Here is a 12,616-nt window from a genome sequence, read left to right as displayed (position 1 = left end):
ATGCGCGTGTCCGGCAAGTGAGCGTCTGATCACGACTTGCCCGAAGCGGCCTTCTTGTCGGCAACCACCTTCTCGTAAGCCGCCCTCAGCCGCTGACCGACGCTTGGCCCGGCCTTCCTGCGCCGCTTCGTGCCGAGATGAATCTCGCGCAGCTCATCCATGAACTCGGCCCACATCTTCGGCCCGCCTTCCATCAGCAGCCTGGCGCGGATGCCGAGCTCCTCTGAAACCGGTAGATATTTGTAACCCCAGCCCGCCATCTGCGCGAGGATCGGCAGCAGCTCGATGCCCTGCTCGGTCAGGGAATAGATGCCTTTCTGCTTGTGGCTCGGATCGTCCTCGCGGCTGATGATGCCGGCGGCGAGCAGCGTCTTCAGCCGGTCGGCGAGAATGTTCGAGGAGATGCCTTCCTCCGAGCCGCCGAGCAGCTCGCGATAATGCCGGCGATTTCCGAACATCATGTCACGGATGATCAAGAGGCTCCATTTGTCGCCCACTACTTCGAGCGAAAGGTTGATCGGGCAGCCGGAACGCTGAAGGTCGGACATCGACGTCTCATTGGGAGGGATCGCATATAAACCGCTTGCAATATTGCACCGGTCTGGGCATTCTCCAACTGCTTGCAAAATGAAAGCAGTCAGGGAGGAGCGTCGATGGCGAGACTGGTGATGTGGAACATGATGACGCTGGACGGCATGGTTGCGGGCCCGAACGGCGACATCTCCTGGCACGAGGATGTGTGGGGCCCGGAGCTAGAGCAGATCTCCGAGACGCAGCTGCAGGAGGCGGGCGGATTGCTGTTCGGCCGGGTGACCTACGATCTGATGGCCGGCTATTGGCCGACGGAGAAGGGCGTGACCGCCGACTTCATGAACAGCATCCCCAAATATGTTGCCTCCCGCACGCTGTCTCGCCTGCCATGGTCGAACGCGCATCTGCTGGGTCCGCAGCTCGCGGCTGAGGTCGACAAGCTCAAGCAGGAGAATGCCAAGGACCTGTTCCTGTTCGGCAGCGCGGACCTCGCCTCGACGCTTGTGGCGTCCGACCTGATCGATGAGTTTCGAATCGCGATCAATCCGCGCGTGCTCGGTGCCGGACGCCCGCTGTTCAAGCCGGGTCAGGCCTTGAAGCTCCGCCTGATCGACAGCCGGGCGCTGTCCAACGGCGTCGTCATCGCGCGCTACGCCCCCGTTCGGGACGTGTGAGCCCTATCTTGCGCCGCGTTCCGTGTCCCGGGCGAGCGCAGGTCTTTCAACTCACGCACCCGCCCGTCCAGCCCCTCACCTCAGCCCCCTCGAACAACGGGGCGCGGGAGCGCGCCGTCCTGCGGCCGCGCGTTCGGGACCAAACAACTTGTTCTCACCCCAACCTATCAGGAGCTTAAGATGTCCCTGACCCTTTACTATCATCCGCTGTCGTCGTTCTGCTGGAAGGTGCTGATCGCGCTGTATGAGAACGACGTTTCGTTCACGCCGAAGCTGATCAATCTCGGTGACGCGGATGAGCGCGCGGCGTTCTTGAAGCTGTGGCCGGTCGGCAAATTTCCCGTGCTGCGCGACGAGCAGCGCACGATTCCGGAATCGAGCATCATCATCGAATATCTCGACCAGCACTATGCGGGCGGGACGCGCTTCATTCCCGATGATCCCGATCTCGCCTTGCGGACACGTCTGCGCGATCGCTTTCTCGACCTTTATCTGCACATGCCGACGCAGACCGTCGTGTTCGACCGGCTGCGGCCGGCCGATGCCCGCGATCCGCTCGGCGTCGCCGACGCGCGAAGCCGGCTGCGCACGTCCTACGCGATGCTCGAGGCCGAGCTGCCGCCGCGTGGCTGGGCGATGGGCGACCCGTTCACCCTGGCGGATTGCGCGGCCCTGCCGGCGCTGTTCTACGCCGACAGAGTCGAGCCGCTGGGTGACGGGCTGCCTGGGGTCACAGCCTATCTCGACCGGCTCAAGGCGCGGCCATCCGTGGCGCGGGTGCTCGCAGAGGCCCAGCCTTATTTCCACATGTTCCCGCAAGAGGCGGGCTGAACCGGGAACCCGGTCAAAATAATCGCGAGGGCGTGTCGGCGGCGCCGGGACCGGATCGTCTTACTGATGCGGGCAGGGCAGTCCTGCCGCACAGCATCAGGAGAGAAGCCATGCGGTTCATGGTGATCGTGAAGGCGACCCGGGACACGGAAGCCGGAATCCTGCCGACCACCGAGGAGTTCGCGGCGATGGGCCGATTCAATGAGGAATTGGTCAAGGCCGGCATGATGGAGGCGGGCGAGGGCCTGCATCCGACCGCGAAGGGCGCGCGGATCGACTTCTCGAACGGGACGCCGAGCGTCGCGCGCGGTCCATTCGACCTCTCCGGCGATCTCGCCGCCGGTTTCTGGATGATCAAGGCCGGCTCGCTCGACCAGGTGATCGCGCACATGACGCGCGCGCCGTTCCCGAGCGGCCAGATCGAGATCCGGCAGGTCTATGCACCGGAGGATTTCGGCGAGACGTTCACATCCGAATTGCGCGAGCGGGTCGAACGGCTGCGTGCGCAGGTCGCCAAGGGCTGAACCGCGACCCTGATCAGGAGAGGAGAAACGCGGATGCGATTCATGATGCTGATGATCCCGCTCGGCTATGAGAGCGCGCCGCCCGACGTGGAGCTCGATCCCGAGCGGGTCAAGGCGATGATGCGCTACAACGAGGCGCTGAAGGAGGCTGGCGTGCTGATCACGCTGGAGGGCCTGCATCCGCCGTCGATGGGGGCGCGGGTCTCGTTCGCGGGCGGCAAGCCCGCGGTGACCGACGGCCCGTTCGCGGAGGCCAAGGAGGTGCTCGGCGGCTATTGGATGATCGAGGTCGCGTCGCGCGACGAGGCGATCGCCTGGGCCAGGCAGTGCCCGGCCTCGGACAACGAGATCATCGAGATTCGCCAGGTCCAGGAGATGGCGGACTTTTCCGAGGAGGTGCAGCAGGCCGCGGCCGGCTTCGCCGAGCTGCCGCATGCCGGCCGTGTCTGATCGATCCGTTTCACAGCAGGAGAGGGAAGTGCAATGAGCGACAACAGCAACACCTATCTCGCCGTCTTTCTCGGCAGCAAGACCAGTCCGGCCTCGAAAGCCTGGGAGGCGCTGTCCGAGACGGAGCGCAATGCCAGGGGACAGCAGGGCATGGCGGCCTGGCATGCCTGGGTCGACCAGTACAAGGACGCGATCCTCGCGATGGGCGGGCCGCTCGGCAAGACCAAGCGGGTCGACAAGGGCGGCGTCAACGACATCGCCAACGAAATGGGCGCGTTCACCGTGGTCCGCGCCGCCTCGCATGAGGATGCGGCGAAGATGTTCGTGAACCATCCGCATTTTGCGATCTTCCCGGGCGAGCGGGTCGAGATCATGCCGGTGCTGCCGATCCCGGGCGGCGGATAGTTTCCAGTGGCGAGGACGCGCGGCCTTTGCCGCGCGTACGTTCTCAAGCGGGAAAATGCTCGACATGCGTCTCGGCGGTGCGGCCGAAATAGACCACGCGGCGGCCGGCAAACGACACCAGGTAGCCGGCGCAGCCGGCGGCTTTCGCCTTCTCGCAGAAGGCCACGTAGTTGTAGTCGGCGGGATTTGCCTGCGCCCATCGCACCAGATGCGCGATCTCCCGGGCATCGAAGGCGGGCGCGACGCGTCCGGCTGACGGCTGCATCGCGAGCGTCGCATGGTCGCCGTCGGGCAAATAGCAGGTCTGGGTGTTGCAACGATAGTCGACGGTGTAGCTCTCGAATCCGGCAGCCATCAGCCGGCCGACGATTTCCGGAAAGCTCAGGCTGCCATCGTGGGCAGCATCGAGGCATGTCTTGGCAATGGAAATCCGGTCCGTGTCCATATCGGCGTCCTTCGATGAATTGAGTGCGTTCAGTCCAACGGGATCGTCTTGAGGCCGCGTCTTTCGGCGAGCGCCTTCAGCAGGCGGTTGAGCGTGTGGTGCTCGCTTTTGCTGAGCACGCCGAAATAGGCTGCGTCATTCGCATCGGCCAGCGCGGCAAGCACGGGCACCTTGAACCGTCCCTCGGCCGTCAAAGCGAGGCGGTGCCCGCGCTTGTCTTCCGGGTTCTCCGTTCGCGCGATCAGGCCTTTGCCCAGAAGCCGATCCGCAAGCTTGCTGACCGCCCCCCGGGTCAGGCCCATCCGCTGCGCCAGAACGGAGGGGGGCATCGGGCCTTGGTCGTAGAGCGCCCGCATGAACGACCATTCCGCAACCGTGACTCCCTCGGCCGCGACCTTCCGCGCGAATTCCTGCGACACCGCGTTCGACACCATCCGCATCCAGAAGCCGGTATGGTCAGTCAGGTCCGAGACGGGGGTCATGTGATCGCCATGTGGTTGACAAGGAAACTAAATGGATTTGGTTTCCTAGTCAACTATATTTGGGCAAGCCTGCGCGCCGGGACGCCGGGGGCCGGCCGCAGGACTGCGGACAGCCGCAGGCCGCCTGAGCAAGTTCATCGACGCCGCGGACCGGGACGGAAGCGCTCCGTCACTCTCGGCGGTGGTCGGCGACTGTTGGCACGTTCGAAAAGTCTCTGGCGTCTTTTCGTCCGGCTCATGTAAAAGCCCTTCACATGAGCTGGCGCAAGGAGCAGCGCCGCGCCGAGCGCGGCTATCATCACGGTAACCTCAAGGAGGCGCTGCTGCAGGCGGCGCTCGACCTGATCGCGCAGAAGGGGGCTGCCGGCTTCACCTTCGCCGACGCCGCCCGCATGGCCGGCGTCAGCCCGGCCGCGCCGTACCGGCATTTCCGCGACCGCGACGAGTTGCTGTCGAGCATCGCCCAGCGCGGCTTCGAGCAGTTCGAATCCCAGCTCTCTGCGGCGTGGGACGATGGCCGCCCCGATACCGTTACGGCGTTCGAGCGCGTCGGCAAGGCCTATCTCGCTTTCGCCCGCGCGGAGCCAGCGTTCTATTCGGCGATGTTCGAATCCGGTGTGCCGGCCGACTCCACGGCGGGCCTGCTGGCGGCCGGCGAGCGGGCGTTCGGCGTGATCCGCGCCGCGGCCGAGCGGCTGGCGGCGCTGGCGCCGCCTGGCGTGCCGCGGCCACCGGCGATGATGATGGCGCTGCACATCTGGTCGATGGCGCACGGCATCGCCTCGCTGTTCGCCCGTGGCGACGCCGCCCGGCGCAAGCTGCCGATGTCGCCCGAGGAGCTGCTGGAAGCCGAGGTGCTGATCTATCTGCGTGGGCTCGGCTTCCCCACCGATCGCCGGCCTGCCGGGTCCTCCGCCGCCGAGCCGCCGCCGCTGCCGGACGACGACAAGCCGGCCGGGCCCTGGGGCCGCCCGAAATAAGGTTCAAAGACGAGCGAGAAATAATTCGGGCGGCGCGTCAGGCGGTCGCCTTGACAAAATCCCGGGTTGGTCTAGCTATGTAAATGTTATTTACATTCACACGGCATGGCGCCGCGAATGGAGAGGGAGATGGCCTACACCGCAGATGTCAATCGTTGGCGCGGTTCGGAGGAGGAGCAGAGGTACCGGCCCCATATGATGGAGTCGCCCTGGCATCCCGGCTGGATCGCCGTGACCGTGCTCGGCTTCATCATCTGGTGGCCGATCGGACTTGCCCTTCTCTTTTTCACACTCGGGAGCAGAAAGATGGCGTGCTGGAACGGCGGTGATCGCTGGTCGAACAAGATGGAGCGGATGCAGTGGAAGATGGACCGCATGCGCGACAAGATGGAGCGCCGCGGCTTCGGCTTCGGGTTCTCGGCGCCGTCGTCGAGCGGCAACCGCGCCTTCGATGAATACCGCATGGAGACCCTGCGCCGGCTCGAGGAGGAGCAGCAGGAGTTCCGCGACTTCCTGACCCGGTTGCGCCACGCCAAGGACAAGGAAGAGTTCGACGCGTTCATGGCCCAGCACAAGCCGCGTCCGGCGACCCCGCCGAACGACCAGCCCTCGAGCTGATCGCCCCTCACCCTGACGCCGCAGGGCTTTCAGCCCCCGCCCTGACGGCACAAGACGCCCGCCTGCGGTTCCCCGCCGGCGGGCGTTTTGCGTTTCCCGTTACCGTCCGGCTGCGGCGGCTGGCCGCTGCCGACGCCGGCCAAAATGGTCAAGCGGCTGATCACAAAGGCTCTATCTGGCTGGTCCGGCTGGACCTTTGACCTCCGCAATACTCCGCGGTAACCCCGCCTTAACCCCGGACGGGGTTTGGTTAAGGGGCGCTTACGCGCGCCAAGAGCCCTTGTTTTGACACGTTGGCAGAGGAAGCAGGCCGCTTATGGCTTCGGCGGGCCTCTTAAAGCGATCAGTTCAGGGTTTTCTCGCGCAGGCGCTTTCCGCCGCGACAGCATCCGGCATGGAACGGCGGCTGCATGGTCCCGGGCGTCCCGGGATGATTGGTTGAGAGGATACTTGCAGATGTCTGTCGATAGCGGCGGCCTGTCCCTGATCGATCTGTTCGGCAATGCCGGCTGGGTGGTCCGGATCATCATGCTCGGCCTGATCTCCTGCTCGATCTGGGTCTGGGCGATCGCGATCGACAAGATGTTCCTGTTTTCACGCACCCGCCGCTCGATGGACCGGTTCGAGCAAGCCTTCTGGTCCGGGGAATCGATCGAGGAGCTGTACCGGGTGCTGTCGGCGAAGCCGACGCAATCCATGGCGGCGTGCTTCGTGGCGGCGATGCGGGAGTGGAAGCGCTCGTTCGAGGGCCATGCGCGCTCCTTCGCCGGCCTGCAGATGCGCATCGAGAAGGTGATGAACGTCTCGATCGCGCGCGAGGTCGAGCGGCTGGAACGCCGTCTCCTGGTGCTCGCCACGGTCGGCTCCGCCGGCCCGTTCGTCGGCCTGTTCGGCACGGTCTGGGGCATCATGACCAGCTTCCAGGCGATCGCGGCCTCCAAGAACACCTCGCTGGCGGTGGTCGCCCCGGGCATCGCGGAGGCGCTGTTCGCCACCGCCATCGGCCTGATCGCGGCCATCCCGGCGACGATTTTCTACAACAAGTTCTCTTCGGAGGTGAACCGGCAGGCGCAGCGGCTGGAAGGCTTCGCAGATGAATTTTCCGCCATCTTGTCCCGTCAGATCGACGAGCGGGGATGAGGGCAGGTATAGTGGCATCCGGATCGTGAGTACCACAGCATGGGCATGAGCATGGGCAGCGCGTCCGGCGGCAGTGGTCGCCGCGGTCGGCGCAAGGCGGCCGTGATGGCGGAGATCAACGTCACGCCGATGGTCGACGTCATGCTGGTGCTGCTGATCATCTTCATGGTCGCAGCGCCGCTGCTCACCGTCAACATCCAGGTCGACCTGCCCCAGGCGCAAGGCGGCTCGGCCTCGACGGCCGACGCCAAGCCGCCGCTCGAGGTGACCGTGAAGAAGACCGGCGGCGGCTGCGCGTCGAAGGTCGACGTGTATCTCGGCGACTCGCCGATCGCGATCAACGAGCTCGGGCCGAAGATCAAGGCGATGAAGGATGCGGGCGCCGGCGGCGCCGACAACGTCGTCAAGATCCGCGGCGACCGTGACGCCTGCTACTCCGACATGATGAAGGTGCTGGGCCTGGCGCGCGACGCCGGCTATCGCGCCAGCATCGTCGTGCTGCCGGATCAGGGCTCATGACGTCGAAAGACCTCATCCGGTTCGTGCGCACGCGCAAGGGGACGGTGCTGTCCGTCGCCCTGCACGTGCTCGTGCTGTGCTGGGGTCTGTTCAGCTTCTCCGCGCGCTCGATGGTGGCGCCGCCGGAGGACCTGGTGCCGGTCGACGTGATCTCGGAGGACAACAGCTCGAAGGCCAAGGCCGGCGCCCTCACCGGCAAGAAGGAAGCCCAGAAGCTGCTGGCCGACAAGATAGGCGAGAAGAAGCCGACCGAGGACATCGTCGGCAAGGTCGATACCAAGCAGGTCACCGAGACCGATGCTGCGCCCGAGCCGCTGCCCAAGCCGGAGAAGCCGGTCGAGAAGAAGCCCGACCCGCCGAAGCCGGTCGAGAAGCAGCCTGATACGCCTAAGCCCGTCGCCGAGAAGAAGCCGGAGCCGCCGAAGCCCGCGCCGGCCGAGAAGCCGAAGCCGGAAGAGAAGAAGTCGGATCCGTTCAATCCGGACCAGATCGCCAGCATGCTCAACAAGGACAAGACGAAGCATCCGCCGAAGCCGCAGCAGGCCGCCGCGGCGCCGCCCAAGCACAAGAGCGAGCGCAAGTTCGACGCCGAGAAGATGGCGAGCCTGATCAATCAGAAGGACCCGACGCGCCAGGCCGTGACGGGTTCGGAGCTGAACGCCAACGCCGCGCTCGGCGCTGTTCATGGCACGGCGGAGAGCAATGTCGCGAGCTGGCAGGCCGCCTTCCAGGAGGCGGTCACGCGCTGCTTCACGACGCCTTATAACGGCGTCGATGAAGACAAGATCGAAGTCGATATCGACATCCAACTCCGTCCCGACGGCTCGCTGGCCGCCGTCCCCTCGGTCGCGGGAACGCGAGGGCCGCCGCGGGTGAGCGCGGCGATGGCGGATAGCGCGAAGCGTGCGGTCGAGAACTGCGCGCCCTACGCGTTTCTGCCGAAGAACCGGTACAATGAGTGGAAGTTGATCCCGACGACATTCAATCTCAAAATGATGAATTCGATGCGAGGCCGAACTTGACGACACCTCCAACGCGCAAGACTGGATTCACCACGCGGCGCCAGGTTCTGCTGGCCGGAGGAGCCGCGATGGCGGCGTGGGGCGCGGGACCCGCCTTCGCTCAGCAGCGTCTGCAGATCAATCCCGGCGAGTTCAAGCCGATCCCGATCGCGATTCCGCCGTTCGTTCCCGGCGGTGCGGGCGATGCCGATGTCGGCAACGGCATCGCGCAGGTGATCACGAACAATCTGAAGCGCAGCGGCCTGTTCGCGCCGGTCGACCCGGCTGCGTTTCCCGAGCGCATCAGCAATTTCGAGGCGCCGCCGCAGTTCGCCAGCTGGAAGCCGCTCAACCTCACCGGGCTCGTGACCGGCCGCGCGACGCGGCAGCCGGACGGGCGCCTGAAGGCCGAGTTTCGGCTGTGGGACCCGAACTCAGGCCAGCAGCTCACCGGGCAGCAATATGTGACGGCGCCGGAGTATTGGCGGCGCATCGCCCATATCATCTCCGATCAGATCTACACGCAGATGACCGGCGAGAAGGGCTATTTCGACAGCCGCGTGGTGTTCGTCGACGAGAGCGGGCCGTCGGAGCGGCGCGTCAAGCGGCTGGCGCTGATGGATCAGGACGGCGCCAACGTCCGCTATCTGACCCGCGGCGCCGACCTCGTGCTGACGCCGCGATTCTCGCCGTCGAGCCAGGAAATCACCTACATGGAGTTCGGGCAGGGCGACCCGCGGGTCTATCTGTTCAACATCGAGACCGGCCAGCGCGAGATCGTCGGCAACTTCCCGGGCATGTCGTTCTCGCCGCGGTTCTCGCCGGACGGCCAGCGCATCATCCTCAGCCTGCAGCAGGGCGGCAACTCCAACCTGTTCGTGATGGACCTGCGCTCGCGCACGACGACGCGTCTCACCGACACGCCGGCGATCGACACCTCGCCGTGCTACTCGCCGGACGGCAGCCAGATCTGCTTCGAGAGCGATCGCGGCGGCAAGCCGCAGATCTATGTGATGGCCTCCAGTGGCGGCGCCGCGCAGCGCATCTCGTTCGGCGAGGGCAGCTACTCGACGCCGGTGTGGTCGCCGCGCGGCGACTACATCGCGTTCACCAAGCAGGGTGGCGGCCAGTTCGCGATCGGCATCATGAAGACGGATGGCTCGGGCGAGCGCATCCTCACCGCCGGCTTCCACAACGAAGGGCCGACCTTCTCGCCCAACGGCCGCGTGCTGATGTTCTTCCGTGACCCCGGCGGCACCGCCGGCCCGTCGCTGTATTCGATCGACGTCTCCGGCCGCTTCGAGCAGAAGGTGCCGACGCCGGGCTTCGCCTCGGATCCGGCCTGGTCGCCGCTGCTGTCGTGACGGCGAGCGAGCCTCTGGGCCCGCTCACGTCGTGGTGGACGCGATTTTTCGAGTCGCGCGATGCGTGTTCCCGTAAAATATGGAACCATTCGTTGCAGCAACCGGGTAGTGTTTGCCTAGTTGGCTGAATTTTCGAGCGAATCCGAGCACTTCGCGAGTGCGGAAACGCTCTGCTAACGATGTTCCCTCAGAAAGACTTCACCTGCGAACGGTAATGTTGCGCACCGAACAGGACGCGTGCGCACGAATGCAGCTTGCCACTCAGAACGGAGAAGACGATCGAAAGTTGTCGCCTGCGATCCAGGCGGCTCTCGTCGACTCCCTCTTCCAGGATCCCGGCCCGATGTTCGCCGGCGCACTCTGCGCCGCCGTCGCCGCCGTCATGACCGCGATCAAGAGCGGCGACGTCAATCTGTGGCCGTGTGCCGCGATGCTGATCATCGCAGGAGCGTTCCGCTCGCTCGACATGCGCTACTATCGGAGCCTGTGCGACGCCGGCCGCCTCACGCAGACGGCGGTCGAGCGCTGGGAGGTTCGCTATCAGATCGGCGCCATGATCTATGCGCTGGTGCTCGGCATTTGGTGCGTGGTCGCCCTGGTCGACAACAGCGACCCGGTGGTGCACCTGATCGCGATCACGGTGACGCTCTGCTACATGTCGGCGGGCGCAGGCCGGACCTACGGGCGGCCCTGGATCTTCCACGTCCAGATCCTGCTCGCCTGCGGACCGCTCGCAGTGGCTCTCGCGATCCACGGCAGCCCTTATTACCTGGGCATGGCGGCGTTCTGCGTCCTGTTCTTCGTATCGCTGAAGCACATCTCGACCAACCTGCAACGGATCTTCGTCCAGGCCTTTGTGGCGCGCGAAAGCGAGGCTGCACTGGCCAAGCAGTTCGATACGGCCCTGAACAACATGCCGCACGGCCTGTGCATGTTCCGCTCCGACGGGCGTCTGGCCGTGATGAACCATCGCTTCGGCCAGATGATGAACCTGCCGGATGACATCCTGCAGCGTGGCGGCAAGGCGGCCGACATCATCAACGCCTGCGTGATCGCAGGCTCGATCTCCGCTTCGAGCGGCCGGCTGATCCTGGCCGAGATCGAGCACACCAAGACCCATAATGTCATCACGAGCGATCCCGACGTCGCGCGCGACCGGTCGCTGTCCTGGACCTTCCAGCCGATGGCCGACGGCGGCGCCGTGGTCCTGCTCGAGGACATCACCGAGCGGCGGCATGCCGAGGCGCGCATCTCGCATCTGGCGCGCTACGACGAGCTCACGACCTTGCCGAACCGCGTCAGCTTCCGCGACGAGATCGAACGGCTGCTCAGGATTCCGCAGCGGCACGGCGAACTGTCCGCGCTGCTGTTCGTCGATCTCGACCGCTTCAAGCAGGTCAACGACACGCTCGGCCACCCCTGCGGCGATCAACTGCTCTGCGCGGTCTCCGAGCGGCTGCGCGACATGCTGCGTCCGGAAGATTTCGTTGCGCGCTTCGGCGGCGACGAGTTCGTGGTGTTCCAGCGCAACATCCGCTCCAACGACGACGCCGCGATGCTGGCGCGCCGGATCGTCGACCAGCTCAGCGAGCGCTACAAGATCGACAATCACCTGGTCGAGATCGGCGCCAGCGTCGGCATCGCGATGACCGCGCCGGGGATCAGCGCCGACACCCTGCTGAAGAATGCCGACATGGCGCTGTACCGCGCCAAGGCGGAGGGACGTGGCACCTTCTGCTTCTTCCGCGACGAGCTCGCCCAGACGGTGGAAGCACGCCGCATCCTCGAGCTCGACCTGCGCAAGGCGCTGGCGAACGAGGAGTTCGAGCTGTTCTACCAGCCGCTGGTCAACCTGAAGTCCGGCAAGATCTCCACCTGCGAGGCGCTGCTGCGCTGGAACCACCCGGTGCGCGGCACGGTCTCGCCGGTCGACATCATTCCCGTCGCCGAGGACATGGGCCTGATCGTCGATCTCGGCCGCTGGATCCTGCGCAAGGCCTGCCTGGAATGCATGAAATGGCCGGATGCGGTCAGCGTCGCCGTCAACTTCTCGCCGCAGCAGTTCCATCAGCGCGATGTGCTCAGTGAGGTCCGCTACGCGCTGGAAGTGTCCGGGCTGCCGCCGCATCGGCTCGAGATCGAGATCACCGAATCCTCGCTGTTGCGCAACACCCAGCTCACCCACGATGTGCTGTCGCAGCTGCACATGCTCGGGGTCCGCATTTCGCTCGACGATTTCGGCACCGGCTATTCCAGCCTCAGCTATTTGCACAACTTCCCGTTGGAGAAGGTCAAGATCGATCGCTCTTTCCTCGAAGGCATCGACAGCGATCGGCCGCTGACTCTGTTGCGCGGTGTCGCAAGATTGTCCGCCGATCTCGGCATGTCGGTGGTGGTGGAGGGCATCGAGACCAACGAGCAGCTCGAACTGGTCAGCGCCGACGGCACGGTCACCGAAGCGCAGGGCTATCTGTTCAGCCGGCCCGTCCCCGCAATCCGCATCCGGCAGCTCCTGAATGCATCGCATGGGCGCCGTTCGAGCGACGGGGCGATCGCGGCCGCCGGCGGGACACGTTCGATCGCTTGATCGCTCGACCTCCGCCTTGATGCGGAGGTGCCGCGAAGATCGACCAGTGGAGGCGAGCCCTGTGC

The 12,616-nt window shown here is 65.3% G+C and carries 15 protein-coding genes; 12 read left to right on the top strand and 3 right to left on the bottom strand.

What is annotated here, in order from left to right; all coding sequences use genetic code 11:
• Positions 1-29: 29 nt before the first annotated feature.
• A complete protein-coding gene (locus ACQR10_RS13935; RefSeq protein ID WP_315802576.1) occupies positions 30-548 on the bottom strand; it encodes a winged helix-turn-helix transcriptional regulator in 519 nt (172 codons plus the stop codon).
• 105 nt (positions 549-653) lie between these two features.
• Between ACQR10_RS13935 and ACQR10_RS13930 the strand changes: the two genes are divergently transcribed.
• The 5 genes from ACQR10_RS13930 (at position 654) to ACQR10_RS13910 (ending at position 3,415) form a co-directional block, all read left to right on the top strand.
• Positions 654-1,205: a dihydrofolate reductase family protein gene (locus ACQR10_RS13930; RefSeq protein WP_315802577.1), complete on the top strand. Its 552-nt coding sequence runs from the start codon at positions 654-656 to the stop codon at positions 1,203-1,205.
• A gap of 180 nt (positions 1,206-1,385) precedes the next feature.
• The gene (locus ACQR10_RS13925; RefSeq protein WP_315802578.1) at positions 1,386-2,036 is read left to right on the top strand and encodes a glutathione S-transferase family protein; all 651 of its coding nucleotides are present in this window, start codon (positions 1,386-1,388) and stop codon (positions 2,034-2,036) included.
• A 110-nt stretch (positions 2,037-2,146) separates the two neighbouring features.
• Positions 2,147-2,560, top strand: a complete 414-nt coding sequence (locus tag ACQR10_RS13920; RefSeq protein ID WP_315802579.1) for a YciI family protein — start codon at positions 2,147-2,149, stop codon at positions 2,558-2,560.
• A 33-nt stretch (positions 2,561-2,593) separates the two neighbouring features.
• Positions 2,594-3,010: a YciI family protein gene (locus ACQR10_RS13915; protein ID WP_316217946.1), complete on the top strand. Its 417-nt coding sequence runs from the start codon at positions 2,594-2,596 to the stop codon at positions 3,008-3,010.
• 33 nt (positions 3,011-3,043) lie between these two features.
• Positions 3,044-3,415 carry a hypothetical protein gene (locus ACQR10_RS13910; protein ID WP_315802581.1) on the top strand — a complete coding sequence of 124 codons (372 nt, stop codon included), beginning with the start codon at positions 3,044-3,046 and terminating at the stop codon, positions 3,413-3,415.
• Positions 3,416-3,458: 43 nt separating this feature from the next.
• On the opposite strand, the gene ACQR10_RS13905 is transcribed toward ACQR10_RS13910, so the two are convergent.
• Together ACQR10_RS13905 and ACQR10_RS13900 are read right to left on the bottom strand one after the other, a co-directional pair.
• On the bottom strand, positions 3,459-3,860 hold the full coding sequence (locus ACQR10_RS13905) for a DUF1398 domain-containing protein (protein ID WP_315802582.1): 402 nt from the start codon (positions 3,858-3,860) through the stop codon (positions 3,459-3,461).
• A gap of 29 nt (positions 3,861-3,889) precedes the next feature.
• The gene (locus ACQR10_RS13900; protein ID WP_315802583.1) at positions 3,890-4,342 is read right to left on the bottom strand and encodes a MarR family winged helix-turn-helix transcriptional regulator; all 453 of its coding nucleotides are present in this window, start codon (positions 4,340-4,342) and stop codon (positions 3,890-3,892) included.
• 254 nt (positions 4,343-4,596) lie between these two features.
• Between ACQR10_RS13900 and ACQR10_RS13895 the strand changes: the two genes are divergently transcribed.
• From ACQR10_RS13895 to ACQR10_RS13865, 7 genes are all read left to right on the top strand, one after another.
• Entirely contained in the window at positions 4,597-5,322 is a 726-nt protein-coding gene (locus ACQR10_RS13895) for a TetR/AcrR family transcriptional regulator (RefSeq protein WP_315802584.1), read from the top strand.
• A gap of 129 nt (positions 5,323-5,451) precedes the next feature.
• The gene (locus ACQR10_RS13890; protein WP_315802585.1) at positions 5,452-5,940 is read left to right on the top strand and encodes a DUF2852 domain-containing protein; all 489 of its coding nucleotides are present in this window, start codon (positions 5,452-5,454) and stop codon (positions 5,938-5,940) included.
• A gap of 456 nt (positions 5,941-6,396) precedes the next feature.
• Positions 6,397-7,080 (top strand): protein TolQ, encoded by a 684-nt coding sequence (gene tolQ / locus ACQR10_RS13885; protein ID WP_315717584.1) that lies wholly within the window; start codon positions 6,397-6,399, stop codon positions 7,078-7,080.
• A gap of 39 nt (positions 7,081-7,119) precedes the next feature.
• The gene (locus ACQR10_RS13880; RefSeq protein WP_315802586.1) at positions 7,120-7,599 is read left to right on the top strand and encodes a biopolymer transporter ExbD; all 480 of its coding nucleotides are present in this window, start codon (positions 7,120-7,122) and stop codon (positions 7,597-7,599) included.
• Complete coding sequence (locus ACQR10_RS13875) at positions 7,596-8,621, top strand: cell envelope integrity protein TolA (RefSeq protein ID WP_434911976.1); 1,026 nt, start codon at positions 7,596-7,598, stop codon at positions 8,619-8,621. The genes ACQR10_RS13880 and ACQR10_RS13875 overlap by 4 nt, the downstream gene beginning before the upstream one ends.
• 68 nt (positions 8,622-8,689) lie before the next feature.
• Entirely contained in the window at positions 8,690-9,964 is a 1,275-nt protein-coding gene (tolB, locus tag ACQR10_RS13870; RefSeq protein WP_315802857.1) for a Tol-Pal system beta propeller repeat protein TolB, read from the top strand.
• A 247-nt stretch (positions 9,965-10,211) separates the two neighbouring features.
• The gene (locus ACQR10_RS13865; protein ID WP_315802588.1) at positions 10,212-12,551 is read left to right on the top strand and encodes a putative bifunctional diguanylate cyclase/phosphodiesterase; all 2,340 of its coding nucleotides are present in this window, start codon (positions 10,212-10,214) and stop codon (positions 12,549-12,551) included.
• Positions 12,552-12,616 lie beyond the last annotated feature (65 nt).

Source organism: Bradyrhizobium sp. HKCCYLRH2060, from assembly GCF_051168135.1.
Lineage (GTDB): Bacteria > Pseudomonadota > Alphaproteobacteria > Rhizobiales > Xanthobacteraceae > Bradyrhizobium.
The sequence above is the reverse complement of the archived record's forward strand: the minus strand, read 5'-3'. Positions and strand labels throughout refer to the sequence as shown.